At 70.9% G+C, this 23084-nt stretch carries 26 protein-coding genes; 14 read left to right on the forward strand and 12 right to left on the reverse strand.

The features are described from left to right. Positions 1–62 precede the first annotated feature (62 nt). A complete protein-coding gene (locus I4J89_RS09395; protein ID WP_196413484.1) occupies positions 63–857 on the forward strand; it encodes an alpha/beta fold hydrolase in 795 nt (264 codons plus the stop codon). 62 nt (positions 858–919) lie between these two features. Beyond that, positions 920–2005 carry a redox-regulated ATPase YchF gene (gene ychF / locus I4J89_RS09400; RefSeq protein WP_196413485.1) on the forward strand — a complete coding sequence of 362 codons (1086 nt, stop codon included), beginning with the start codon at positions 920–922 and terminating at the stop codon, positions 2003–2005. Here the strand turns inward: ychF and I4J89_RS09405 are convergent. After that, a complete protein-coding gene (locus I4J89_RS09405) occupies positions 1995–2471 on the reverse strand; it encodes a GNAT family N-acetyltransferase (RefSeq protein ID WP_196413486.1) in 477 nt (158 codons plus the stop codon). The two genes, ychF and I4J89_RS09405, sit on opposite strands and share 11 nt — an antisense overlap. 65 nt (positions 2472–2536) lie before the next feature. Here I4J89_RS09405 and I4J89_RS09410 point away from each other — a divergent pair, with 65 nt between their 5' ends. Beyond that, the gene (locus I4J89_RS09410) at positions 2537–3127 is read left to right on the forward strand and encodes a TetR/AcrR family transcriptional regulator (protein ID WP_196413487.1); all 591 of its coding nucleotides are present in this window, start codon (positions 2537–2539) and stop codon (positions 3125–3127) included. A 3-nt stretch (positions 3128–3130) separates the two neighbouring features. Here I4J89_RS09410 and I4J89_RS09415 read toward each other — a convergent pair whose 3' ends face one another. Together I4J89_RS09415 and I4J89_RS09420 are read right to left on the reverse strand one after the other, a co-directional pair. Further along, a complete protein-coding gene (locus tag I4J89_RS09415; RefSeq protein ID WP_309238246.1) occupies positions 3131–3685 on the reverse strand; it encodes a phosphoesterase PA-phosphatase in 555 nt (184 codons plus the stop codon). Positions 3686–3749: 64 nt separating this feature from the next. After that, positions 3750–4235, reverse strand: coding sequence for a MarR family winged helix-turn-helix transcriptional regulator (locus I4J89_RS09420; protein ID WP_196413489.1), 486 nt, complete (start codon positions 4233–4235; stop codon positions 3750–3752). Between the two features lie 199 nt (positions 4236–4434). Here I4J89_RS09420 and I4J89_RS09425 point away from each other — a divergent pair, with 199 nt between their 5' ends. Genes I4J89_RS09425 through I4J89_RS09435 form a run of 3 tightly spaced genes read left to right on the forward strand, consistent with a single transcriptional unit; the run spans position 4435 to position 6914 of the window. Beyond that, complete coding sequence (locus tag I4J89_RS09425) at positions 4435–5289, forward strand: G5 domain-containing protein (RefSeq protein ID WP_196413490.1); 855 nt, start codon at positions 4435–4437, stop codon at positions 5287–5289. 48 nt (positions 5290–5337) lie between these two features. After that, a complete protein-coding gene (locus tag I4J89_RS09430; protein WP_196413491.1) occupies positions 5338–6171 on the forward strand; it encodes a nucleotidyltransferase domain-containing protein in 834 nt (277 codons plus the stop codon). Next, a complete protein-coding gene (locus I4J89_RS09435) occupies positions 6150–6914 on the forward strand; it encodes a Type 1 glutamine amidotransferase-like domain-containing protein (protein WP_196413492.1) in 765 nt (254 codons plus the stop codon). Before I4J89_RS09430 ends, I4J89_RS09435 begins: the two co-directional genes overlap by 22 nt. A 169-nt stretch (positions 6915–7083) precedes the next feature. On the opposite strand, the gene I4J89_RS09440 is transcribed toward I4J89_RS09435, so the two are convergent. Further along, a complete protein-coding gene (locus tag I4J89_RS09440) occupies positions 7084–7269 on the reverse strand; it encodes a hypothetical protein (RefSeq protein ID WP_230858640.1) in 186 nt (61 codons plus the stop codon). 274 nt (positions 7270–7543) lie between these two features. Between I4J89_RS09440 and I4J89_RS09445 the strand changes: the two genes are divergently transcribed. Continuing rightward, complete coding sequence (locus tag I4J89_RS09445; protein ID WP_230858641.1) at positions 7544–8446, forward strand: hypothetical protein; 903 nt, start codon at positions 7544–7546, stop codon at positions 8444–8446. 4 nt (positions 8447–8450) lie between these two features. On the opposite strand, the gene I4J89_RS09450 is transcribed toward I4J89_RS09445, so the two are convergent. After that, positions 8451–8813 carry a PH domain-containing protein gene (locus I4J89_RS09450; protein WP_196413494.1) on the reverse strand — a complete coding sequence of 121 codons (363 nt, stop codon included), beginning with the start codon at positions 8811–8813 and terminating at the stop codon, positions 8451–8453. 25 nt (positions 8814–8838) lie between these two features. After that, on the reverse strand, positions 8839–9150 hold the full coding sequence (locus tag I4J89_RS09455; protein ID WP_196413873.1) for a 4a-hydroxytetrahydrobiopterin dehydratase: 312 nt from the start codon (positions 9148–9150) through the stop codon (positions 8839–8841). A gap of 185 nt (positions 9151–9335) precedes the next feature. Here I4J89_RS09455 and I4J89_RS09460 point away from each other — a divergent pair, with 185 nt between their 5' ends. Beyond that, complete coding sequence (locus I4J89_RS09460) at positions 9336–9758, forward strand: (deoxy)nucleoside triphosphate pyrophosphohydrolase (protein ID WP_196413495.1); 423 nt, start codon at positions 9336–9338, stop codon at positions 9756–9758. Here I4J89_RS09460 and I4J89_RS09465 read toward each other — a convergent pair. Continuing rightward, positions 9747–11288, reverse strand: coding sequence for a long-chain-fatty-acid--CoA ligase (locus tag I4J89_RS09465; RefSeq protein ID WP_196413496.1), 1542 nt, complete (start codon positions 11286–11288; stop codon positions 9747–9749). The two genes, I4J89_RS09460 and I4J89_RS09465, sit on opposite strands and share 12 nt — an antisense overlap. Positions 11289–11394: 106 nt before the next feature. Between I4J89_RS09465 and I4J89_RS09470 the strand changes: the two genes are divergently transcribed. The 6 genes from I4J89_RS09470 to I4J89_RS09495 all read left to right on the forward strand — a co-directional run bounded on the left by I4J89_RS09470 (position 11395) and on the right by I4J89_RS09495 (position 18812). Further along, complete coding sequence (locus I4J89_RS09470; protein ID WP_196413497.1) at positions 11395–12027, forward strand: TetR/AcrR family transcriptional regulator; 633 nt, start codon at positions 11395–11397, stop codon at positions 12025–12027. Then, the gene (locus I4J89_RS09475; RefSeq protein WP_196413498.1) at positions 12024–13433 is read left to right on the forward strand and encodes an aldehyde dehydrogenase family protein; all 1410 of its coding nucleotides are present in this window, start codon (positions 12024–12026) and stop codon (positions 13431–13433) included. Before I4J89_RS09470 ends, I4J89_RS09475 begins: the two co-directional genes overlap by 4 nt. Further along, entirely contained in the window at positions 13430–14521 is a 1092-nt protein-coding gene (locus tag I4J89_RS09480; protein WP_230858643.1) for an alcohol dehydrogenase catalytic domain-containing protein, read from the forward strand. The genes I4J89_RS09475 and I4J89_RS09480 overlap by 4 nt, the downstream gene beginning before the upstream one ends. Positions 14522–14568: 47 nt before the next feature. Further along, a complete protein-coding gene (locus I4J89_RS09485; RefSeq protein ID WP_196413499.1) occupies positions 14569–15591 on the forward strand; it encodes a 5'-3' exonuclease in 1023 nt (340 codons plus the stop codon). A gap of 53 nt (positions 15592–15644) precedes the next feature. After that, positions 15645–18149, forward strand: a complete 2505-nt coding sequence (locus I4J89_RS09490; RefSeq protein ID WP_309238247.1) for a LuxR C-terminal-related transcriptional regulator — start codon at positions 15645–15647, stop codon at positions 18147–18149. A 132-nt stretch (positions 18150–18281) separates the two neighbouring features. Further along, positions 18282–18812, forward strand: coding sequence for a DUF6886 family protein (locus I4J89_RS09495; protein ID WP_196413501.1), 531 nt, complete (start codon positions 18282–18284; stop codon positions 18810–18812). Here the strand turns inward: I4J89_RS09495 and I4J89_RS09500 are convergent. The 5 genes from I4J89_RS09500 to I4J89_RS09520 are packed head-to-tail and all read right to left on the reverse strand — an operon-like array spanning position 18769 to position 23063. Beyond that, entirely contained in the window at positions 18769–19368 is a 600-nt protein-coding gene (locus I4J89_RS09500) for a TetR/AcrR family transcriptional regulator (RefSeq protein ID WP_196413502.1), read from the reverse strand. The genes I4J89_RS09495 and I4J89_RS09500 overlap by 44 nt on opposite strands. After that, the gene (locus I4J89_RS09505; RefSeq protein WP_196413503.1) at positions 19365–20564 is read right to left on the reverse strand and encodes an acyl-CoA dehydrogenase family protein; all 1200 of its coding nucleotides are present in this window, start codon (positions 20562–20564) and stop codon (positions 19365–19367) included. Before I4J89_RS09505 ends, I4J89_RS09500 begins: the two co-directional genes overlap by 4 nt. Then, a complete protein-coding gene (locus I4J89_RS09510; protein ID WP_196413504.1) occupies positions 20564–21544 on the reverse strand; it encodes a phosphotransferase family protein in 981 nt (326 codons plus the stop codon). The genes I4J89_RS09505 and I4J89_RS09510 overlap by 1 nt, the downstream gene beginning before the upstream one ends. Beyond that, a complete protein-coding gene (locus I4J89_RS09515) occupies positions 21541–22320 on the reverse strand; it encodes an SDR family oxidoreductase (RefSeq protein ID WP_196413505.1) in 780 nt (259 codons plus the stop codon). Before I4J89_RS09515 ends, I4J89_RS09510 begins: the two co-directional genes overlap by 4 nt. After that, positions 22317–23063 carry an SDR family oxidoreductase gene (locus I4J89_RS09520; protein ID WP_196413506.1) on the reverse strand — a complete coding sequence of 249 codons (747 nt, stop codon included), beginning with the start codon at positions 23061–23063 and terminating at the stop codon, positions 22317–22319. Before I4J89_RS09520 ends, I4J89_RS09515 begins: the two co-directional genes overlap by 4 nt. Positions 23064–23084 lie beyond the last annotated feature (21 nt).

Genomic DNA, 23084 nt, shown 5'->3' on the forward strand with positions numbered 1-23084 from the left:
GGACATGGAGGGTTGTGTCAACCACAGTTGACGGCCGCCTTCGTGTCAACTACGGTTGACGCATGGAGATTCTGGCGATCCGAACGGACATTCGGTGGCGCACCTACGGCGGCGGCCCCAAGGTCGTGCTCTTGCACGGCGGTATGCAGACGTCGGCCAGCTTCACGAGACTGGCCCGAGCCCTGGCCCGCGACTTCACCGTCTACGTCCCCGACCGGCGTGGCCGCGGCCTCAGCGCTCCGGCCGCACCCGGCCACGGCCTGCGCGCCGAGATCGACGATCTGCGGGCGGTGCTCGACGAGACGGGGGCGCGCAACGTCTTCGGCCTCAGCTCCGGCGCGGTCATCGCGTTGCGCGCGGCGATGGAGCTGCCGATCGACCGGCTCGCCCTGTACGAGCCGCCGCTCAAGTACGGCGTGCACGACCCGGTCGCCTGGCTGCCCCGATACGAGAGGGAACTGGCCCGGGGACGGCGGGCGGCCGCGTTCGTCACCGTCGTGCAGGGCACCGGCGAGTTCCGGCACGTGCCGAGGTCGGCGCTGATCCCGTTCGCCAAACTGGTGATCAGCAGTGGTCAGGGGAAACAGCAGATCGGTGAACTCATCCCGACGATGCGCCTGGACGCGGCGGTGGTCGAGGACGCGGCCGGGCCGCTGGAGACCTATGCGGCGGTGACGGCCGAGACGCTCCTGCTGGGCGGTGAGCGCTCGCCGGCGTACCTCAAAGGGGTTTTGAACGAGCTGGAGCCGGTGCTGCCGCGAGTACGGCGGGTGACCTTGACCGGCGCCGGGCACACCGCCGCCGACAACAGCGGCAAGCCCGCGCTGGTCGCCGCCGAACTGCGCAAGTTCTTCTGAACCTGCCCGCGGCGGAAAACCGAAGCAAACCCGGAAATGGCAACCCCGTAGACTCACAATCCGTGAGCCTCACCATCGGAATCGTCGGCCTGCCCAACGTCGGCAAGAGCACCCTGTTCAACGCCCTGACCAAGAATGACGTGCTCGCCGCGAACTACCCGTTCGCGACGATCGAGCCGAACGTCGGCGTGGTCGGGCTGCCCGACGAGCGGCTGGGAAAGCTCGCCGAGCTGTTCAGCAGTGAGAAGATCCTGCCGGCGCCGGTGAGCTTCGTCGACATCGCCGGTCTGGTGCGGGGCGCCTCCAAGGGGCAGGGCCGCGGCAACGCGTTCCTGGCGAACATCCGCGACGCGTCCGCGATCTGCCAGGTGGTGCGGGCCTTCTCCGACCCCAACGTGCTGCACGTCGACGGCAAGATCTCTCCGGCCGACGACATCGAGACGATCAACACCGAGCTGATCCTGGCCGACCTCCAGACGGTCGAGAAGGCGCTGCCCCGCCTGCAGAAAGAGGCGAAGCTCAAGAAGGAGAAGGCCGCCGCGGTGGCCGCGGCCGAGGCCGCGTTCAAGCTGCTCAACGACGGCGTCACCCTATACCAGGGCGCGAAGGCGGCGGGCATCGAGCTGGAGTTGCTGGCCGAGCTGCACCTGCTCACCACGAAGCCGTTCCTGTACGTCTTCAACGTCGACGAGGCCGAGCTGGGCAACGAGGCGTTCCTGGACGAGCTGCGTGCCCTGGTCGCCCCGGCCGAGGCCGTCTTCATGGACGCGAAGATCGAGTCCGAGCTGATCGAGCTTGACGACGACGAGGCCCTCGAGCTGCTCCAGTCCACCGGCCAGTCCGAGCCCGGCCTGAACCGGCTGATCCGGGTCGGTTTCGAGACGCTCGGCCTGCAGACCTACCTGACCGCCGGCCCGAAGGAGGCCCGCGCCTGGGTGATCCCGGTCGGCGCGACCGCGCCCGAGGCCGCCGGTGTCATCCACTCCGACTTCCAGCGCGGCTTCATCAAGGCCGAGATCGTCAGCTTCGACGACCTGATGGCGGCCGGATCGATGTCCGCTGCGAAGTCCGCCGGCAAGGTCCGCATGGAGGGCAAGGACTACGTCATGAAGGACGGCGACGTGGTCGAGTTCAGGTTCAACGTCTGATCGCGCGCTCCGTCAGGATTCGTTCGTAGCAGACCGACACGTCGGAGCCGATGTAGGCGCCGAAGAGGGGGATCTCGCGGTAGCCCTCGCGCTCGTAGAAGCGCATCGCGTCGGGCTGGGCCAGGCCGGTCTCCAGGCGGATCGTGGTGCAGCCCCGCTCGCTGGCGGCGGACTCCAGGGCCCGCAGGATGGCTGTCGAAACGCCGGTTCCGCGGCCGGCGGGTGCGACGTACATGCGCTTGATCTCGGCGCTGTCCGCATCGAGGCGGCGTAGCGCGCCACAGCCGATCGGCTGGCCGTACGCGTCGACGGCCACCATGAAGACGTCGATGTCGGCGGCGGACGGCGGGGTGCCCGGCTCGTGGTCGTCACCGCCGTAGCGGGCGTCGAGTTCGGCGCGTTGGGCGGCGCGGAGCGCGACACCGGCGCGATCGTCCCACGGTCGCTGTTCGATGATCCAGCTCATGACGTACCTCCTGTCGGAACAGGTGTTACGGTAACACTCGTTACGGAACAGGAGAGGTGCGACGCGTGTCACGGTCCGCGGATCGGTCCGCACAGGGCGAGGCGTTGTCCCGCGCGGTGTGGAGCGTGCTTGCCGAGCAGGGGCTGGAGCGGCTGACCGTGCGAGCGGTCGCGGCCGCCGCCGGATGCACCACCGGCCTGGTCATGCACCGGTTCCCGAACCGGCAGGCGCTGCTGCTGCACGCCCGCCAGCTGCTGCACGAGATCACCCGCAACCGGGTCGAGGAGCTGGAGGCGAGCGCCCTGACGCCCCGGGCGGCGCTGCGTGCCGTGCTGCGGCAAGGGCTGGCGACCGACCCGCAGACCCGCCAGGAGGCCGTCGTCTGGATGGGCTTCCTGGCCGCGGCCGTCTCCGACGAGGGTCTGATCAGCGAGCACCGGCGGAACAACCGCGCCTGGCGCACCCGGGTCGAGCGCCTCACCGCGGCCGCCGCTCCGGACTGGCCCGCCGAGCGGGTCGCCACGGCCGCACTCGCCCTGGTCGCGATGGCCGAGGGGATGGCCGCCCTCGCGGCCGCGGACCCGGAGGCCTTCCCCGCCGCCGAGCAGGAACGCATGCTGGACGCGACGCTGGCCGCCTACGGCCTCAGCGAGTAGGGGTCAGCGCAGGGCGGGGAAAACCGTGCCGGCGATCAGCGCTCCGGCGAGGGCGCCGACCAGCACCTGGGCCGGGGTGTGTGCGGTCAACCGGACCCGGGCCCAGCCGCCGAGTACGACCAGCGGCACGCCGACCAGTGCCACCGGTCCGTAGACAGCGGTCAGCGCGGCCACCGTGCCGGCCGCCACCCCGGCGTGGATCGACATCTTCCACCGGTGTGTGACGAGCGCGAAGACGGCCAGGCCGACACCACCGGCGGCGAGCAGCGCCAGCACCTCACGGGGCGCACCGAGCACGATCAGCAGCGCCAGGCCGGCGACCAGCGAGCCGGTGCCGAAGATCAGCGGGATGCGGCGGTCAGCGCGTTCCGGGATGTGATGGTTGGTGAACCGCCCGGTACGCACGCCGTTCAACACGTAGCCGAGCGGGATGACCGCCGCGAAGAGCGCGCCCGGCAACCCCCACCACCGGGACACGCCGGGTGTGTCGCCGGCGTGCCAGCCGACGGTCAGCAGGAGGGCGGCGACCAGCACCGCCGGAGCGAGTACTTCGGACACGACGCGGGCGATCCGATCCCCCGTACCAGCGTTGAGCACGCCCCATCATCGCAACCCGGAACGGTCAGGCGTCGGAGGCCATCGCGTTGAAAGCCGCCGCCAGGCGGTCCAGGTCCAGCTCACCGAGGTGGTCGAAGATGTGCCGCCGGACGCTGGCCAGGTGTGTCGGCCAGGCCTCGCGCAGCCGGGCCAGACCCTTCTCGGTCAGCACCGCGTTCGCCCCGCGGGCGTCCTCCTGGCAGCGGATGCGGCGCAGGTAGCCCAGCGACTCGAGTTTCGCGGCGAGCCGGGTCATGCCGCTCAGCGACATGTCGCACGCCGTGGCCAGCTCGCTCATCCGCATCAGCTGGCCGGGTGTCTCGGAGAGGTGCCGCAACACCGAATACTCACTCGCGGACATGCGCTGCTCGCGCATCAGATCGGAGTCCAGCGCGCGTGGCATGACCAGCAGGAACCGGCCGAGCGCCCGCATCACTGCCTCTTCCTCCGCGGACAGGGGTGCGAGGGCTGGGCTGCCCTCGTCTGAGCGCGACGACGTGGTGGCGGACATGGCCTCGATCGTACGGCCGCCGCGCACACCCGGGTGCTGTCGATTTTCCGCCTTGCACGAGCAACGCCGGAACCAGGTCGCGGGGCGCGCCCGTCATCATTTCGAGTGACTCGTCGACGCTTGCGCCGGGCCCGCTGAGAGTCACAATGCTCTGGTGCAAAACCAGACAACTAGTGACTCTTGGCAGCAACTGCTCGAAATGCCACGAAAGTCTTGGTGGGCCCGGCTGCCGTTCGGTATCCGGATGACCGCCGCCGCCGGCGCGCTCCTCATGGTGGTCGGTGGCGGGGCGGCCGGCGTGGCCACCCTGGCCGAAGGCGACTCGACGACGCTCGCTGTGCGGCAGCGGTCCGGCACCGAGCCGGACCTCGGTGCCCCGCAGCTGGACGAGGATCCGGAAGTGGTGAGCCGGGAGGCCGCGGCCGCCCAACCGCTGCCCCACCGGCACACGGCCGCGCCCACGCACGCAACCACGACCGACCCGGGAGCCGAGCAGCTCACCCGGGCGCGCAGCGGCGAGGACCGGGCCGACCGGACCGGGCCGCGACCGGCCCGTACGGCCGCCGGGGCACCGGCCGAGCGGATCGCTCCCGCCCAGCCCGCCCCGGCGCCGGTGGTCACCACCCGCACCGATGTGGAGACGCGGCCGATCCCGTACCCCACCCGGCTGGTCCGCGACTCGTCGCTGCCGCGCGGCACCCGGCGTATCCAGGTTCCGGGAACTCCCGGTGAGGAGACGCTGCGCTACCTGGTGACCCTGGTCGACGGCAAGCCGTCCGACCGCCGGCTCGTCGACACCACCGTCACCAAGCAGCCGCAGCCGCGGGTGGTGGCTTTCGGGGCCCGGCGCAAACCCGCCAAGGAGTGCGGGCGTGCGCTGCAGCTGTGCGTGCCGCTCGGCCGCTCGGCGGTCTGCCCGGACCAGCCGGACAAGAAGGAGGAGAGCAGCGCCGTCCAGCTCGGCGGCTCGGTGCTGCTGTCCGACGAGGACCTGGAACTGCTGAGCCCGGAGGCCCTCGACGACGTACGCCTGGAACCCGCCACAGTGTGTTGAGCACCACCGGTGATTGCGTCGCCCGGCACGGGAGACGACCGTGAACGCATGGCACTGACCGACTCCGACCTGATCGGGCTCGCCGACCGGCTGGCCTCCGTGCCCGGCGTCGTCGGGGTGGTCCTCGGTGGCAGCCGGGCGCGCCGGACGCACGCTCCGGACTCCGACACCGACCTCGGGATCTACTACCGGTCCCCGCTCGACACCGGCCGCCTCGGCGAACTGGCCGAGGCGGTCGGCGGGCCGGGTGCCCGGGTCACCGCGCCGGGTGAGTGGGGCCCCTGGGTGGACGGCGGCGGCTGGCTGCGGATCAACGGCGAGCCGGTGGACTGGATCTACCGCGATCTCGACCGGGTGCACCGGTGCTGGGCGGACGCCGAGAAGGGCCGGTACGCGTTCCACGCCCAGGTGGGCCATCCGCTCGGGGTGCCGGACTTCGCGTACCCCGGAGAACTCGCCCTGGGCCGCATCCTGTCGGACCCGGCCGGCGAGCTGGTCACCCTCCAGCGCCGCGCACGCTCCTTCCCGCGCCCGCTGGCCGACGCTCTGGTCACCGGCCTCTGGGAGGCCGACTTCCTGGTTGGGATCGCCCGCAAGGCGGTGTCCCGCGGCGACAGCGCGTACGTCGCCGGCTGCCTGTTCCGGCTGGTCGAGCTCTGCGCGCACGCGCTGCACGGCGCGGCCGGGAAGTGGCTGATCAACGAGAAGGGCGCGGTCGCCGCGGCCGGGTCGTTGCCCGGCGCGCCGGACCGCTTCCAGGCCCGGGTGGACGCCGCGTTCGCCGCGCTGAACAGCGACCCGTTGCACCTGACGCTGGCCATCGACATCGCGGCGGATCTTGTGCTGGAGACCTCCGACGCATGCGCGATGATGTTGCGGTGACTGCCGACGTACCCACCATCCTGGCCACCAGCGCGTTCTTCCGCCGCGGCAAGTACGGTCCGATGAGCCTGCGCCCGGGCGCGATCCACCACTTCGCCGCCGAGCTGGCGAACGCGCGGAAGGCGCCGAAGATCTGCGTGCTGACCCAGGCCACCGGCGATCCGGAGGCCCGGATCGGCGCGTTCTACGCGGCCTTCGCCGGGTCCGAGTTCACCATGTCGCACCTGCAGCTGTTCCCGATGCCGAACGTCGACGACATCCGGGCGCACCTGCTGGCTCAGGACATCGTGTGGGTGGACGGCGGCAGCGTGGCGAACCTCTGCGCGGTCTGGCGGGTGCACGGCCTGGACGAGATCCTGCACGAGGCGTGGCAGGCCGGCGTGGTGATGAGCGGCGTGTCGGCCGGCTCGATCTGCTGGCACAGCGGCGGCAGCACCGACAGCTACGGCCTGGAGCTGCGCGGCTTCACCGACGGGCTGGGCTGGCTGCCGTACAGCAACGGGGTGCACTACGACGCCGAGGAGCAGCGCCGGCCGAAGATGCACGAGCTGATCGGCGACGGCACGCTCGCGGATGGATACGCGACCGACGACGGCGCCGGGCTGGTCTACCGCGGCACCACGCTGGCCGAGGCGGTCGCTGACCGCGAAGGACCGCTGGGGTACGAGTTGAAGCGCGCCGACGACGGTTCGGTAACCGAGACTCCGCTGCCCACCCGCGTCCTGCCGGTTCCGGGGAACTGACGCCGGTACACCCGGCCGTCGTTAGGCTCGAATCGGACCGGGAGCACACGCAACCCGGAGCAGATCGATTCCGTTGAAGCTTCGGAGTCATTCCGTGCCAAGAAGGAGACCGATGTCTGTCACGCGTGGCGGTGAGGGCGGAAGCTGCCGCTGAAGCCAGGGGTGGCCCTCAATGGAGGGCCACCGTGGCAAGCCCCACGAGCACCGCGGACAGCAGGAACGCGAAGGCGAAGATGGCGTTCGCCCCGAGGGCGGCGCTGAGCCGATGTGGTTGACCCCCCTCACCACCTCCGGTGCCGGCCGGGGCCGGATCGAGGTCGTGGCCGAAGAGATCGGCGCGGTATCTGCGGGTCAACGGTCGCTGCAAATGGGTCAGCACCGGTGATCGCCTCCGGGGGGTCGAAGATCGAAGTGCCTGCATCCGTCGGGGTGGAACTCCTGGGCCAGCATGCGGCGGCGGGAAATCGGGGAGCAATGGCTACTCGTGAGTAACCGCCGCGGGTGGGCCGGTTGGCATGTCTCGTCCGCTGATCGGGCCGGTGGCCTCGTACGATCGGACGTCCCGCCCCGTGGCGGGTCACTCTATATAGGTATTTGTCGGTAAGCGCCGGTTAGACATCATTATGTCGATGATGGCCGAGACACCGTCGAAGTATCAGACCCTGTTCAGGGGCACCCTGAACGTCTCGATCGTGCTCATCGGATTGGCCTCCGGCGTCGCCCAGCTCGCCGAGATCCCGACCCGCATCGCCCAGTGGGTGCTCACCGCGGTCTTCCTGGCCTGCCTGCTCTACTTCGTGGTCCGCCTCTGGCAGCTGGCCTTCGTGGTCAAGATCCGGCAGCTCCGCGCCGAACTGCTGGAGACCACCAAGGCGCTCGCCCTGCAGCGGGCCGGCCACCAGCACTACCTCGACGCCATCCAGCGGATCAGTGACCGGGAGAAGCCGCTCTTCTCCGAGACGCTCGAGGTGCTCGTGACGGTCGGTGCCGACGACGACAGCGACCGCATCGTCGAGAAGCGGGTGACCACCCCGGAACCGCTGGTGACACACCGGACCATGCGGCCGATCGTGCCCACCGACGACGACCGGCTGGTGCGGATCGACGACATCTCGTTCAAGGCGATCCGCCCGGTCGCCGGCACGATCACCGCGCTCCCGCTGGAGCAGACCCGCCTGCTGCGGGTGTGGCTGATCTTCGACCCGGCGATGACGACGCCGACCGAGTGGCAGGTCGAGTACCGCCCGGTCGGGCTGTGGCGGCCGCTGCGCGAACGCGGCTGGGACCAGCTGGTCTGGGAGGACCGCCTGCCCACCGCCAGCGGTACGCCGTCCGCGTTCACCCGCTTCGAGGTGACCTTCAGCTTCCCGGAGAGCGACCAGCCGCCGAGCGTCAAGGAGCGCCAGGGGTACGGCCGGATGAGCGAGCCGGTCCGCGATCCGCGCGGCCGGTGGGAGGTGGTGTGGCGCGACGAGAAACCCGCCGGCCGCCGTTACGTCTGGGATCTCACACAGGCGGTCGGCGGGGCCTGAACGGTCAGGAGGCGCGGCTCAGGATCAGGTTGTGCGCGTAGTGGGCCTTGTCCGAGCCGCGGAACTCCACCTCGTACACGTGCGTGCCGACCGTGATGGCGATCGTGCCGGAGGAGAAGAACTGGCCGGCCCAGCTCTTGTTGCTGATCACGCTGACGCTGTGCACCTTCGAGTACGGGATGCTGGTGATCGCGAAGCGCTTACCGACGTACGATCGGTCCTGGATGATGATCCGCCGGGTGGTCAGGCCGATGAAGCCGGTGCCGGCTCCGATCGCGTCGAGGACGGCGATGATCTCTTCCCCGTCGAGCAGGCCGCTCCTGACCTGTTCGAGCTGACCCTTGTTGTCGTACACCACGTCAGTCATGCGGCGCAGCGTAGCGCCCGGGAGATCACGGACGCTGGACCACGGTCCGGTAGAAATCCTCGATCCGCGCGGCCAGCGTTACCTCACCATCGGTAATCGCGGTGCCGTCCTGCGGGCCCAGACAGATCTGAGTGTGACCGTCGATCCGCCGGATACTGGGTCGAATGTGAAGAGTGTCCGCCGCCACTTTGATGCGTTCGGTCAATGCCGCGTGCTGACTGTCGTCACAGGCGATATCCCGGCGGAGCTGGACACCGTCGCGGGTCCATCCGCTCAGCAACGCCAACGCGTCACTCAGATAATCGGTGCCTGTGCTTCCGCGTCGTCGAGCCCGCACTTGCCGCACCCCCCTTAGCGTCGTTGCCGGCTTGTGGCCGAACTGTCGCCGTGTCGTCATGGTCGGTGCCCCACAGTTTCGTCTGTTGGGACGACGGTGTCCACGCCCACATATCCGTGTTTGCGTGACGATCAGGGCAGCAACGGGCAACCTGATCGGTGAACTTTTGTGGGATCTTTGAATCCATGCCGTCGGAACAGTACGTCAGGCCTACGTCGTCACCGAGAGTGATTGTCGCGGCCGTGATCATTACCGCTGGGCGCGTTCTGGCCTGCCAGCGGAGCGCACCGCCCGAGGCGGCCGGTAAGTGGGAGTTCCCCGGCGGCAAGGTGGAACCGGGCGAGACCGAGCACCAGGCACTGGCCCGGGAGTGCGCCGAGGAGCTGGGCGTACGCGTCAAGGTCGGCGACCGGGTCGGGCCGGACGTGCCGCTGGCCCACGGCCGGGCCGTGCTCCGGGTCTACGCCGTCACCCTGCTCGACGGCGACGTCCCGGCCGCGCTGGAGCACACCTCCATGCGCTGGCTGACCGTGGACCAGCTGGGCAGCGTCACCTGGCTGCCGGCCGACAAACCGATCGTGGCCGAACTGCCGGCGCTACTTTCCTGAGTACTGCGACCGCAGCTCCCGCTTGAGGACCTTCATGCTCGGGCCCAGCGGCAGCGACTCGGCGAAGCGGACCTGACGCGGGTACTTGTGCTTGCCCAGGCGCTCGCGGGACCACTCGATGAGCTCCTGTTCGCTGAGCCCCTTGTCGGCCAGGACCACCACCGCGCAGACCTCCTCGCCCTGCACCTCGTCGGCCACGCCGATCACCGCGACCTGCTGCACCGCGGGGTGCCGGGCGATGACCTCCTCCACCTCGCGCGGATAGACGTTGAAGCCGCCGCGGATGATCAGGTCCTTGGTGCGGTCGACGATGCTGATGAAGCCCTCGGCGTCGCGTACGCCCAGGTCGCCGGTGCGGAACCAGCCGTCCACCAGGGCCTCCGACGTCGCCTCCGGCCGGTTCAGGTAACCGGCGAAGACGTTGTGCCCGCGGATCACGATCTCGCCGAGCTCGCCGTCCGGCACGAACTCGATGGTCTCCGGCACCTCCGGCCGGGCGATCTCCACCTCGACGCCCCAGATCGGGTGCCCGACCGTGCCCGGCCTGGCGCCGAACAACGGCTGGTTCGTCGTGGCGGTCGGTGAGGTCTCGGAGAGCCCGTAGCCCTCCCAGATGTGCGACCCGAACGCGGCGGCGAACTTCTCCAGCACGGCCACCGGCAGAGACGCGCCACCGGAGACGCAGAGCTTCAGCTGCGGCAGCTGATCCGCCTTCGCCGCGGCCTCCAGCAGCCCGATGTACATCGTCGGTACGCCGTGGAAGATGGTCACCTTCTCCTTGAGCATCAGCTCGATCGCCGCCTCGCCGGAGAACCGCGGCAGCAGCACCAGCGTCCCGCCCAGCCGGAACGTGGCGTTCATGCCGACCGTCTGCCCGAACGTGTGGAACAGCGGCAGGCAGCCGAGCACCACGTCGTCGCCGGTGAGCGGGTGCACGTCGAACACGTTCACCGCGGCGTTCATCACCAGGTTGAGGTGGGTCAGCATGGCGCCCTTGGGCTGACCGGTCGTGCCGCTGGTGTAGAGGATGACCGCGATGTCCTCGGCCTCGCGGGTCACGTACGTCCGGATCGGCTCGACCCGCGCCGAGATCTCCTCCAGCCGCGCCGGTGCGTTCGGCAGGTCGGCCGGCAGCGGGCCGACGTTCACCAGCCGGGTGCCGGTGGTGTGCGCCGCGACCGCCCCGACCTGCAGCATCGCGGAGTGGGTGACCAGCAGGTCGGCACCGCTGTCGGTGAGGACGTAGCCCACCTCCTCCGCGTTGAGCAGCAGCGAGACGGGCACGACCCGGGCACCGACGGCCAGGGCCGCGTAGTAGACCCGGGGGAAGTCCGCCACGTTCGGGATCATCACGGCGATCGTGTCGCCCGGCTTGATGCCGAGCTCTCGGAGCCCGGCCGCGTACGACCGGGTCTGCTCCCAGAGCTCCGGGTAGGTGATGCGGGCGCCACCGGCGTCGACCACCGCCACCTTGTCCGGGTAACGGCGCGCGGACTCGGCAAGGATTGTCGCGAGGGACAGCGTCGTCATGCTGAGCCTCCTTCGTAAGCTCGGGGAGTGATGTAGGTCGCAGCTGTGCTTAAACTAGCGGCGTAAGTTTTTGCGCGTCCAGTGCTGATTTCTCGTGGGAGTCCCTATGGCCCGGCCCCGGCAGGCGCTGCTCACCCGTGAGCGGATCGTCGAGGCGGCCTCCATGCTGATCGACGCGGAGGGCCTGGACGCGCTCTCGATGCGGCGGCTCGCCACCGAGCTGGGAGTGCAGGGCCCGTCGCTCTACAACCACTTCGCCACCAAGGCGGAGATCGTCGACGCGGTGGCCGAGGCGGTGGTGGCCGAGGTGGACATCTCGGTCTTCGCCGACTGCGACTGGCGCGAGGGGCTGCGGCTCTGGGCGAAGTCGTACCACGCGGTCCTCACCGCCCACCCGAACATCGTTCCGGTGCTGGCCACCGGCCCCGGACGCCGGCCTGCCGGGCTGGCGATGGCCGAGGCCGTCTACGGCGCGCTGATCGAGGCCGGCTGGTCCCGGGCCCGCGCCACCCACATCGGGGCCCTCATGCGCTACCTGATCGCCGGCTCCGCGCTGGGCTCCTTCGCGCTCGGCTTCGCCGTCGACCCGGAGCTGTACGACGAACGCTATCCACACCTGCACCGCGCCCACGAGCTCGCGGCCCACCGTGACGCCATCGACGAGGGCGCCTTCGAACTCGGGCTGGATCTGTTGATCGCCGGCCTGTCCGATCGCTATGACCAGGGGGTACGCCGATGACCTCGGTATTCCGTGACGAGCTCTACATCGGCGACGCGTGGGTGCCGCCGGATTCGAGCGAGCGGATTCCGGTGGAGAACCCGTACACCGAGGAGGTCTTCGGTCATGTGCCGGCCGGCACCGCCGAGGACGTCAACCTCGCTGTCTCCGCCGCCCGCCAGGCCTTGCACAGCTGGGCGGCCACGCCGCCGGCCGAGCGCGGTGCGGCCCTCGGCCGCCTGCATACGGCCCTGGCCGCGCGCGCCGACGAGATCGCCCGCACCGTGGGGCTCGAGCTGGGCACCCCCCTCAAGATCGCCAAGGCGATCCAGGCGGGGCTTCCGCTGACCGTCCTGGCGGGGTACGCCGAACTCGCCGCCCGCCCGGTCGCGGAGGAGACCATCGGCAACTCGCTGGTGGTCCACGAGCCGGTCGGCGTGGTCGGGGCGATCACCCCGTGGAACTACCCGCTGCACCAGGTGGTGGCCAAGGTCGGTGCCGCGCTGGCCGCCGGCTGCACCGTGGTGCTCAAGCCGAGCGAGCTGACCCCGCTGGTGGCGTACCTGCTCGCCGACGCGGCGCACGAGTCGGGTCTGCCGGCCGGTGTGCTGAACCTGGTCACCGGCACCGGGCCGGAGGTCGGCGCGGCCATCGCCGGGCACCCGGACGTCGACATGGTGTCCTTCACCGGCTCCACCGCGACCGGGCGGGCCATCTCGCACGCCGCCGCGGACCGGATCGCCCGGGTGTCGCTGGAGCTGGGCGGCAAGTCGGCGAACGTGATCCTCGAGGACGCCGACCTGGTCAAGGCGGTCAAGGTCGGGGTCGGCAACGCGTTCCTCAACTCCGGGCAGACCTGCACCGCGTGGACCCGGATGCTGGTGCACCGCAGCCACTACGACGAGGCGGTGGAGCTGGCCGCCAAGACCGCGTCCGGCTACACCGTCGGTGACCCGTTCGACGCGGCGACCCGGCTCGGGCCGCTGGTCTCGGCCGGGCAGCGCGAGCGGGTCCGCGGGTTCATCGAGCGGGCCTCGGCCCGGCTGGTGGCCGGCGGGCTGGACGCGCCGGTGCCGTCCACCGGGCACTTCGTCGCACCGACCGTCTTCGCCGACGTCGACCCGGAGAGCGAGCTGGCCCAGGAGGAGATCTTCGGGCCGGTTCTGTCGATCATCGGTTTCAGCGACGACGACGAGGCCGTGGCGATCGCCAACAACTCGAAGTACGGCCTGGCCGGGGCGGTCTGGGGCTCCGACGAGCGGGCCGTCGCCGTGGCCCGGCGGATCCGCACCGGTGCCGTCGACGTCAACGGCGGCGCGTTCAACCCGTTCGCGCCGTTCGGTGGTTACAAGCAGTCCGGCATCGGCCGGGAGCTGGGCGCGTACGGCCTGGCGGAGTTCCAGCAGGTGAAGGCGATCCAGCGATGAGTAGTCACTACATGTCCGGCCTCGTGGTCCGTGCCGAGGGCACCCCGGCCCGGATCGAGGAACTGCGGCTGCCCGAGATCGGGCCCGGCCAGGTACGGGTGCGGATCCGGGCGGCCGGGGTCTGCCACTCCGACCTCTCCATGATCAACGGCACGCTCCGCCCGCCGCACCCGCTGATCCTCGGTCACGAGGCGGCCGGTGAGGTGGTGGAGACCGGCGAGCACGTGACCCGGGCCGCGGTCGGCGACCGGGTGGTGCTGAACTGGCAGCCGGCCTGCCGCAACTGCTGGTTCTGCGACCACGGTGAACCGTGGCTGTGCAGCACATCGCACGGGGTGGCGGCGCTGGAGAACGGGATCACTCTGGACGGTGCGCCGGTCCACGTGACCCTCGGCGTCGGTGCGCTGGCCGAGCAGGTCGTGATCCCGGAGAACGCGGTCGTCCGCGTACCCCCGGAACTTGATTTTGATCTTGCTGCGCTGCTCGGCTGCGCGGTGCTCACCGGAACCGGCGCCGTGCGCAACACCGCCCGGGTGCAGCCCGGCGAATCGGTCCTGGTCATCGGTCTCGGCGGGGTCGGCCTGTCGGTCGTCGCCGCGGCCCGCGCCGCGGGTGCGGCGCAGGTGATCGCGGTGGACGTCACCGAGGCCAAGAAGAGCCTGGCCGAGGCGGCCGGCGCCACCGACTTCGTGGTCTCCTCGGAGAACCTGTCGAAGGAGATCCGGTCGCGCACGGACAAGCGCGGCGCCGACCACGCGATCGAGTGCGTCGGCCGGGCCTCGACCATCCGGGCCGCGTGGCGCGCCACCCGGACCGGTGGCCAGGTCACCGTGGTCGGCATGGGCGCGGCCGACGACATGGTCCAGCTCAGCGCGCTGGAGATCTTCAGCTCGGCACGCACCCTGCGGGCCTCGGTGTACGGCCAGGCGGACACCGACGTGGCGGTACCGGCGCTGGCCCGCGACGTCCTGGACGGAAAGCTGACGCTCGACCACCTGATCACCGACCGCATCCGCCTCGCCGACGTCCCCGCCGCCTTCGACCGGATGGCCCGCGGCGAGGGCGCCCGCTCGGTGGTGGTTCTCTGACGGTTCGTGGGCTGGCGATCGGGGGTTCGGCGGGCGACACTCGTCGGGTGTCGTCCCCCGCCCCGCTGCTGCTCGTCCTCGACGGCAACAGCCTGCTGCACCGGTCCTACCACGCGGCCGCGGCGGAGGGGTTCATCGACGACGACGGGCGGCCGGTGTGGGCGCTGCGCGGGCTGGTCGGGTTCATCGCCCGGGCCGCCGCGCACCTGCGGCCGGACGCGCTAGTCGTCGCGTTCGACTGTCCGGAGCAGTCGGCCCGCCGCCAGGACTTTCCCGGCTACAAGGCGCACCGGCCGGCCAAGCCGGCCGACCTCACCGAGCAGATCGCCGGTGCGCCGGCTCTGCTGCGGGCCGCCGGCGTCTGCACGGTCGTGCCACCGGCGTGGGAGGCGGACGACGTGCTGGCCAGCTGTGCCGCGCATGCTCGTCACCAGGGCTGGCGGTCGGTGCTGATGACCAGCGACCGGGACGCGTTCGCCCTGATCGACGAGACGACCTCGGTGCTCCGGGTGCGCAACGGCGGCATGGACGAGGCGGTGCTCGTCGACGGGGCCGGGTTGTCCGCGCTCTACGGCGTCCATCCCGGGCAGTACCGTGACTTCGCCGCCCTGCGCGGCGACCCGTCGGACAACCTGCACGGCGTCCGCCGCTTCGGCGCGACCCGGGCGGCCCGGTTGCTCGCCTCGTTCGGCACGGTCGACGCGGCCTGGAAGGCGATCGACGCGGGCGACCTGCACACCGTCCGCGAGGTGGTCGGCGACCAGGCCGCCGGGGAGCTGGCCCGGTCCGCCGCCCGCGAGGCGGTCGAGCGCAACCGGCGGCTGATGCGGATGCGCGACGACCTGCCGGTGCCGTCGTTGCGTGAGGCCCGGCTGCCGCTGGACTACCTGACGATCCGCAAGGCGCTGCGGGCCCGGGGCATCAACTTCGGACCGTCACTGTGGGCACTCGTCGGCGGCGCCGAACCGCCGGCCGGGGTGGATCCGGCGCCGGAGGCCCGCCCGTGGGTGTTCCGGAGCGGGCTGAGCGCACGCCGCGACCCGACGCCCGGCCAGATGGCTCTCTTCTGAGGGCTGTCGGGTAACTGATGGAACCGTACGGGTGAGCGCTGCCATGGTTGGCCGTGCTGCTCGAACGGTCGGAGCATCTGCGCGTCCTGCACGCTGCCGCGGACAGCGTGCGAACCGGGCCGGGCGGGGCTCTGGTGCTGCTCGGCGGCGAGGCCGGCGGTGGCAAGACCGCGCTGCTCCGGCGGTTCCGTGCCGAGTGCGATTCGCGCTTGCTCTGGGGCGCCTGCGATCCGCTCTTCACGCCGCGGCCGCTCGGGCCGTTCCAGGAGATCGTGACGGAGTCCAGGCCGCATGAGGTGGCCGCGGCCCTCACCGCCGACGCACGTGCCCGGCCCGGGCTGATCCTGGTCCTGGAGGACCTGCACTGGGCCGACGAGGCGACGCTGGACGTGCTGAGCCTGCTCGGCCGGCGGATCGAGGGCATTCCGGCGCTGGTCGTCGCCACCTATCGCAGCGACGAACTGGAGCGAGGGCATCCGCTGCGCCGGATCCTCGGCGAACTGCACAGCGGCTCGGTACGGCGGCTCACCGTCGAGCCGCTCAGCCGGGACGCGGTGTGCGTGCTCGCCGAGCCGCACGGGCGGGACGGCGCGGAACTGCACCGGGTCACCCGGGGAAACCCGTTCTTCGTCACCGAGGTGCTCGCGGGTGCCGGCGACGAGGTGCCGCTGACCGTACGGGACGCGGTCCTGTCCCGGATCGCCCGGCTGGGTCCGGAGGCGATGGCGGTGCTGGAGGCGGTGTCGGTCGCCCCGCCGTACGCCGTACCGCCTTCGGCCGGCGGCCTGGACGAGGCGCTGCACGCCGGGATGCTGGAGAGCGTGCCGGGCGGGGTGGCGTTCCGGCACGAGCTGGCCCGGATCACCGTGGAGGAGTCGCTCACCCCGCACCGGCGGCTGCACCTGCACCGCTGGGTGCTGCGGACGCTGCTCGAACAACCCGGTGACGCCGACCCGAGCCGGGTGGCCCACCACGCGGACGCCGCCGGTGCCGCCGCGACCGTCCGGATCTGGGCGCCGATCGCCGCCGAGCAGGCCGCGGCCCGGGGCGCGCACCGGGAGGCCGCCGCCCAGTACGCGCGGGCACTGCGCAACGCCGGCCCGCTGCCCGCGGCGGAACGCGCCACGCTACTGGAACGCCGCTCCTACGAGTGCTATCTGACCGAGCAGACGACGGAGTCGGTCGCCGCCCTGCGTGAGGCGATCCGGCTGCGGCGGGAGATCGGGGACCGGCCGGGCGAGGGTGCCGCGCTCACCGCGCTGGCCCGGCGGCTCTGGTGCGGTGGCTTGTCCGACGAGGCCACCCGGGCCGGGAGGGCGGGTCTGCGCCTGCTCGAAGGACTGCCGCCGGGGCCGGAGCTGGCGGAGGCGTACAGCAGCGAGTCGTCGACCTGGCTCAACCTGGAGAGCTATCCGGGCACGATGGAGTACGGCGAGCGCGCGCTGCGGCTCGCCGAGGAGCACGGCGTGCCAGACGTCGTCGTGCACAGCCTCAACAACATCGGCACCATGCAGCTGCTCGCCGGCGAGCCGGAGGGCATCGGGAAACTGGAGCGCAGCCTGGCCCTGGCCGACCGGGCCGGCCTCGAGGAGCACATCGGGCGGGCGTACATCCACGTCGGCTGGGCGATGACCCGGACCCGGGCGTACCACCTGCTGTCCTGGTTGGAGCGTGGTATGGACGCCTGCGAGGACCTCGGGCTGGAGGCGTGGAGCAGCTATCTGGTCGCGTACCGGGCCCGGCACCGGCTGGACACCGGGCGGTGGGACGACGCGGCACGGGACGCCCGGTCGCTGCTGCGCTCGACCGGGCCGGCGCCGCTGCTGCGGATCCTGGCACTCACCGTGGCCGGTCTGGTCGCCGCCCGGCGCGGTGCCGAGGACCCGTGGCCGGATCTCGACGAGGCACGCGAGCTCGCCAAGGGTCAGAGCGAGCTCCAGTACTGTGCGCCGGTCGCGGCGGCGCGGGCGGAGGCGGCCTGGCTCGCCGGGCGCCCGGTCGAGGAGGAACTGGGCGAGACGTTCGAGCTGGCGGTGCACTGGCAGGCGGCCGGCGTGACCGGTGAGCTCGCCTGGCTGCGTGTCCTGACCGGGACGGAGACGGCGGTGCCCGCGCTGGAGCCGTACCGGACACAACTCGGCGGAGACGTCGAGGCGGCCGCCCAGCAGTGGCGGGCACGCGGTTGTCCGTACGATGCGGCGTTGGCCCTGGCCGGCGCGCCGCACGAGGCCGGGCTGCGTGCCGCGCTCGCGGAATTCCAGCGGCTCGGCGCGGGGCCGGCCGCCGCGATCGTCACCCGCAGGCTGCGATCGCTCGGCCTGCGGGACATTCCGCGTGGGCCGCAACGCCGGACCCGGAACAACCCGGCGGAGCTGACCCGCCGGGAGATCGAGGTGCTGGCGCTGATCCGGCAGGGCATGTCGAATGTGGAGATCGCCGAGCGGCTGTTCCTGTCGACGAAGACCGTGCACCACCACGTCTCCGCGATCCTGCGCAAGCTCGGTGTCGCCCGGCGCGGCCAGGCGGCCGCCGAAGCCGTCCGGCTCGGCGTTTTATAGGTACTCACACCGATTCGGCGGGGCGGCCGGGTTCCTAGCGTCGAACCATGACCACACCCTGGCAGATACAGCGGGAACTGATCCGGGCCCGCGAGGCGGACCTGGCCCGCGCCGTGCGGCACCATCACAGGAATGAGACCAGCGGCCGGACAGGTTCTGCACTTCTCCGAGGACTCGTCGATCACGCGCTTCGTGCCGCACGTGGCGGCTACCGCGCAGCAACCCGAGGCCTACGTCTGGGCCGTCGACCGCGACCGGGCACCTGACTACTGGTTCCCCCGGCAATGCCCGCGGGCGATGGCCTGGGTGCGGCCGGAGACCACCGAGGCGGACCGGGACCGCATCATCGGCGCCGGGTGCGGCGAGCGGGTGCACGCTATCGAGTACGCCTGGCTGGAGGCGATGAGAACCACGATCCTGTACGCCTACCGGCTCCCCGCCGACCGTTTCCGGCCGTTCGGGGAGCACGCCCAGGTGGCCATCGAACCGGTGGAGCCGCTGTGCGCCCCGGAACCGGTCGGTGACCTGCTCGAATGCCACGCCCGAGCCGGGATCCAGCTGCGGCTGCTGGACAACCTGTGGCCGTTCTGGGATCAGGTCGTCAGGAGCAGCGTCGGCTTCAGCGGGATCCGGCTGCGGAACTCGCGGCCAGCAGAGCGGTGACGCTGCGGCTGAGGGCGGCCTGCGCGGCCTCGACCGGCAGGTCCATCGACTCCCGCCAGGTCGCCCAGGTCGGCCACTGACTGATCGACGTCAGCGCGTTCAGCAGGTCGTCGTCGCTGCCGATCTCCGCGGCGAAGGTGGTGGTCAGCTCATCGCGTACCCGGGCGACGTGCAACTTGCGATAGCGCTGCAATCCGGCGCTGAACGGCTCCTTCAGCGCGGAGGCCCGCGCCGCGGGCCCGATCTCCTCCAGCAGGCGGGCACGCTGCCGGCAGTACGCCTCAATCCGCTCGGTCAGCGGCAGATCCGCCGGGACGGGCCGGTAGGAGGCGTCCCGCTGTTCCAGGACGCGCTGACCACTCGCGGTCATCAGCGCCTCCATGTCCGCGAAGTGGCTCCACAGGGCACGCAACGACACGCCCGCCAGCTTGGCGATCCGATCGGCGGTCGGGCGCAGGTCGCCCTCCCTGATCAGCTGGAGGTGGGCGTCGACGATCGCGTTGCGGGTCCGTTCCGACCGTGCGGTGCGACCGTCGACGCGGGGCGGTGTGGTCACGAGCCGCTCCGGTAACGCTTCAGCTCGCGGTGCGCCAGCGAGCGCTTGTGCACCTCGTCCGGTCCGTCGGCGAGGCGCAGCATGCGTGCGCTCGCCCAGAGCCCGGCGAGCGGGGTGTCCTGGCTCAGGCCGGCCGCGCCATGCGTCTGGATCGCCTTGTCGAGGATCCACTCCACGGTGGACGGCACCACGATCTTGATGGCCTGGATCTCGGTGTGCGCGCCCTTGTTGCCGACCGTGTCCATCAGCCAGGCGGCCTTCAGGACCAGCAGGCGGGCCTGCTCGATGCGGACCCGAGACTCGGCGATCCAGTCCTGGATGACGCCCTGCTCGGCGATCGTCTTGCCGAACGTGCTCCGGGACAGGGCCCGTGTGCACATCAGCTCCAGGGCCCGCTCGGCCATCCCGATCAGCCGCATGCAGTGGTGGATCCGGCCCGGGCCGAGACGCGCCTGGGAGATGGCGAAACCGCCGCCTTCCTCGCCGATCAGGTTCGAGGCCGGTACGCGTACGTTCTCGAAGATCAGCTCGGCGTGCCCGCCGTGGTCGCCGTCGGTGTAGCCCATCACCGTCATGCCGCGTTTGACGGTCAGGCCGGGAGTATCGCGAGGGACCAGGATCTGGCTCTGCTGCACGTGCCGGGCGGCGTCCGGGTCGGTCTTGCCCATCACGATGAAGATCTTGCAGTTCGGGTTCATCGCGCCGGTGATGTAGAACTTGCGGCCATTGATGACGTAGTCGTCACCGTCCCGCTCGATCCGGGTGCCGATGTTCGTCGCGTCGGAGGAGGCCACCTGCGGCTCGGTCATCGCGAACGCCGAGCGGATCTCGCCGGCCAGCAGCGGCTTGAGCCACTTCTCCTGCTGCTCGGGCGTGCCGAACTCGGCGAGGACCTCCATGTTGCCGGTGTCCGGGGCGGCGCAGTTCAGCGCGGGTGGGGCGACGCCCGGGCTGCGGCCGGTGATCTCGGCGAGCGGGGCGTACTGCAGGTTGGTCAGGCCGGCGCCGTGCTCACCCGGCAGGAAGAGGTTCCACAGGCCGGCTTCCTTGGCTCTTTCTTTGAGAGAGGAGAGCACAGCGGGCGGCTCCCAGCCGTCCGTGTGGAATTCCGATTCGACCGGATAGATGTGCTCATCCATGAAGGCGAGCAGCCGCTTGCGATAGTCCTCGGTCTTCGCGTCGAACTCGAAGTCCATCAGTGTCCTTCCAGCGCTCGGTGGCCCTGCTCGATCAGGACCGGGACCATCGCCCCGATGGTGTCGAAGCCGGTGCCGACCGTCTGACCCTTGGTGTAGCGGTAGTGCACGCCCTCGAGGATGACGGCGAGCTTGAAAGCGGCGAAACCCACGTACCAGTGCAGGTCGCCGACGTCGCGTTTGCTGCGTTCGGCGTACCGGGCGGCCATCTCGTCGAGCGAGGGATGGCCGGGCAGGTCGATCGGGGCGACCGGCTCGCCGTCCCGGAAGAGCAGCGGGCGACCGGCGTAGACCAGCATCAGGGCGAGGTCGCTGAGCGGGTCACCCAATGTCGACATTTCCCAGTCGAGCACCGATTTTACCGATAAGTCGGAACCTACCAGCACGTTGTCCAAGCGGAAGTCGCCATGCACCACGGCACCTGGCCCGCCCGCGGGGATGTCCACGGCGAGACGGGCGTGCAACTCCTCGATGCCGGCCAACTCGCGGCTGCGGGAGGCGTCGAGCTGCTTCTTCCACCGGCGCACCTGCCGCTCGTTGAAGCCCTCCGGACGCCCGAAGTCGCCGAGGCCGATCGCCACCGGATCCAGCGAGTGAAGGTCGGCGAGGGTGTCGACGAGGGTCAGCGTCAGCGCATGGAGGTCGATCTGCTCGAGATCGGCGGCCTCCCGGTAGATCTTCCCGTCGACATGCTCCATCAGGTAGAACGGTGCCCCGATAACGTCGACGTCGGTGCAGAGCAGCACGGGGCTGGGCACCGGGAAGCCGGCCGCGGACAACGCTGCCAACACCTTGTGCTCGCGCCCCATGTCGTGCGCGGTGGGCAGCACGTGCCCGAGCGGCGGTCGCCGCAGCACCCAGCGGTTGGTCCCGTCGGTGACCGCGTAGGTCAGGTTGGAGCGCCCACCGGCGAACATCGTCGCGGTCAGCGGCGGACTGTCCAAATAGGCCTGGAGCCTCGCCAGGTCCAGACCCTTCATGCCGATTGCCCCTGCTCGAAGCCGCGCTGCAGTTTGTTCATGCCACCCAGCCAACGGTCCGGATCGCCCGCACGCAAGCGGTAGTAGTCCGCCACCTCAGCATGCGGGAGGATCAGGAACCCGGTGCCGTCCAGGGACTCGGCGACCAGGTCGGCGACGGCCTCGGGCGCCAGCGCGCCCTCGGCGAGCAGCGCGGCGCTGCCGCTGCCGCGGGCGTTGCCTCGGGTCAGCATGTCGGTGCGCACGCCCTGCGGGCACAACGCCTGCACGATCAAACCCCGATGGGCGTACGTCGCGCGCAGCCATTCCGCGTACGCCAGGGCGGCGTGCTTCGTGACCGAGTAGGTCGCACTGCCCAGCAGGGTCAGCAGCCCGGCCGCGCTCACCGTGATCAGCAGCCGCTTCGGTTCGCCGCTGTCCAGCCAGCGGGGCAGCAGCGCCCGGCTCACGTAGACGTGCGACATCACGTTGACCCCGAAGTCGCGCTGCCACTGCTCGTCCGGCGTGTTCTCGTCGCCGGACGACAGCACGCCCGCGTTTGAGCAGAACAGGTCGATCCCGCCCAATTCGGCCCACGCGGTGTCGATCAGGTTCCGGACGTCGTCCTCACTGGCCGCGTCCCCGGGCACCGCGATCCCGCCGATCTCGTCCGCGACCGTCCGCGCGGCGTCGCCGTTCAGGTCGTTGACCACGACCCGGGCGCCGTCGGCGGCGAACCGGCGGGCCAGGGCGGCCCCGATCCCGCCGCCGGCGCCGGTGACCACTACCCGCTTCACTGAACCGACCCGGTCAGGGTGACGCCGCCGTCGATGACGATGGTCTGTCCGGTGATCCAGCCCGCCTCCGGCGAACAGAGGAATGCGACCGTGGCGGAGACGTCCTCGGGCACGCCGAGCCGCTTCATCGGATACGTGGCCGCCACCTCCTCCTCGCGCCCCTCGTAGAGGGCCGTGGCGAACCGCGTCTTCACGACCGCCGGTGCGACCGCGTTGACCCGGATCTTCGGGGCCAGTTCGACGGCGAGTTCCTCGGTGAGGTGGATCAGTGCCGCCTTGGTGGTGCCGTAGAAGGCGATTCCGGGTGCCGGGCGGACCCCGGAGACCGAGGAGATGTTGACGATCGAGCCACCGGTCTCACCCAGGCCGCCGCGCAACGCCTCCTGCACCCAGCCGAGCGTGCCGATCAGGTTGACGTCGGCCATTTTGCGGGCGGCGTTCAGGTCGAGCGTGGCGAGCGGCCCGTACGCCGGGTTGATCCCGATGTTGTTGATCAGAGTGGTGACCGGCCCGAACCTCTCCCGTACCGCGTCCACCACGGCGGCGCGGTGTGCCGGGTCGTCGCCCTTGCCGGCGACGCCGATCGCCACCTCGGAGCCGCCGAGTTCCTTGACGGCGGCCTCGAGTGCTTCGGCGTCACGACCGGTGACGGCGACCCGGGCCCCTTGAGCTATCAGGCGTTGGGCGATGGCGAACCCGATTCCTCGGCTCGCACCGGTCACGATTGCTACCTGGTCTGCCATCGCCCAACCTTTCCTTGAATT

The sequence above is a fragment of the Actinoplanes aureus genome (assembly GCF_015704865.1).
GTDB classification, from domain to species: Bacteria; Actinomycetota; Actinomycetes; order Mycobacteriales; family Micromonosporaceae; genus Actinoplanes; species Actinoplanes aureus.

What these genes read in the sequence shown, in the direction of transcription:
- I4J89_RS09405 (WP_196413486.1), bottom strand. Translation starts at nt 2,471, where the DNA reads ATGAGCTGGATCATCGAACAGCGACCGTGGGACGATCGCGCCGGTGTC.
- I4J89_RS09480 (WP_230858643.1), top strand. Translation starts at nt 13,430, where the DNA reads ATGAGTAGTCACTACATGTCCGGCCTCGTGGTCCGTGCCGAGGGCACC.
- I4J89_RS09430 (WP_196413491.1), top strand. Translation starts at nt 5,338, where the DNA reads ATGGCACTGACCGACTCCGACCTGATCGGGCTCGCCGACCGGCTGGCC.
- I4J89_RS09465 (WP_196413496.1), bottom strand. Translation starts at nt 11,288, where the DNA reads ATGACGACGCTGTCCCTCGCGACAATCCTTGCCGAGTCCGCGCGCCGT.
- I4J89_RS09460 (WP_196413495.1), top strand. Translation starts at nt 9,336, where the DNA reads ATGCCGTCGGAACAGTACGTCAGGCCTACGTCGTCACCGAGAGTGATT.
- I4J89_RS09475 (WP_196413498.1), top strand. Translation starts at nt 12,024, where the DNA reads ATGACCTCGGTATTCCGTGACGAGCTCTACATCGGCGACGCGTGGGTG.
- I4J89_RS09470 (WP_196413497.1), top strand. Translation starts at nt 11,395, where the DNA reads ATGGCCCGGCCCCGGCAGGCGCTGCTCACCCGTGAGCGGATCGTCGAG.
- I4J89_RS09450 (WP_196413494.1), bottom strand. Translation starts at nt 8,813, where the DNA reads ATGACTGACGTGGTGTACGACAACAAGGGTCAGCTCGAACAGGTCAGG.
- I4J89_RS09520 (WP_196413506.1), bottom strand. Translation starts at nt 23,063, where the DNA reads ATGGCAGACCAGGTAGCAATCGTGACCGGTGCGAGCCGAGGAATCGGG.
- I4J89_RS09425 (WP_196413490.1), top strand. Translation starts at nt 4,435, where the DNA reads ATGCCACGAAAGTCTTGGTGGGCCCGGCTGCCGTTCGGTATCCGGATG.
- I4J89_RS09420 (WP_196413489.1), bottom strand. Translation starts at nt 4,235, where the DNA reads ATGTCCGCCACCACGTCGTCGCGCTCAGACGAGGGCAGCCCAGCCCTC.
- I4J89_RS09505 (WP_196413503.1), bottom strand. Translation starts at nt 20,564, where the DNA reads ATGGACTTCGAGTTCGACGCGAAGACCGAGGACTATCGCAAGCGGCTG.
- I4J89_RS09445 (WP_230858641.1), top strand. Translation starts at nt 7,544, where the DNA reads ATGATGGCCGAGACACCGTCGAAGTATCAGACCCTGTTCAGGGGCACC.
- I4J89_RS09510 (WP_196413504.1), bottom strand. Translation starts at nt 21,544, where the DNA reads ATGAAGGGTCTGGACCTGGCGAGGCTCCAGGCCTATTTGGACAGTCCG.
- I4J89_RS09495 (WP_196413501.1), top strand. Translation starts at nt 18,282, where the DNA reads ATGAGACCAGCGGCCGGACAGGTTCTGCACTTCTCCGAGGACTCGTCG.
- I4J89_RS09435 (WP_196413492.1), top strand. Translation starts at nt 6,150, where the DNA reads ATGCGCGATGATGTTGCGGTGACTGCCGACGTACCCACCATCCTGGCC.
- I4J89_RS09395 (WP_196413484.1), top strand. Translation starts at nt 63, where the DNA reads ATGGAGATTCTGGCGATCCGAACGGACATTCGGTGGCGCACCTACGGC.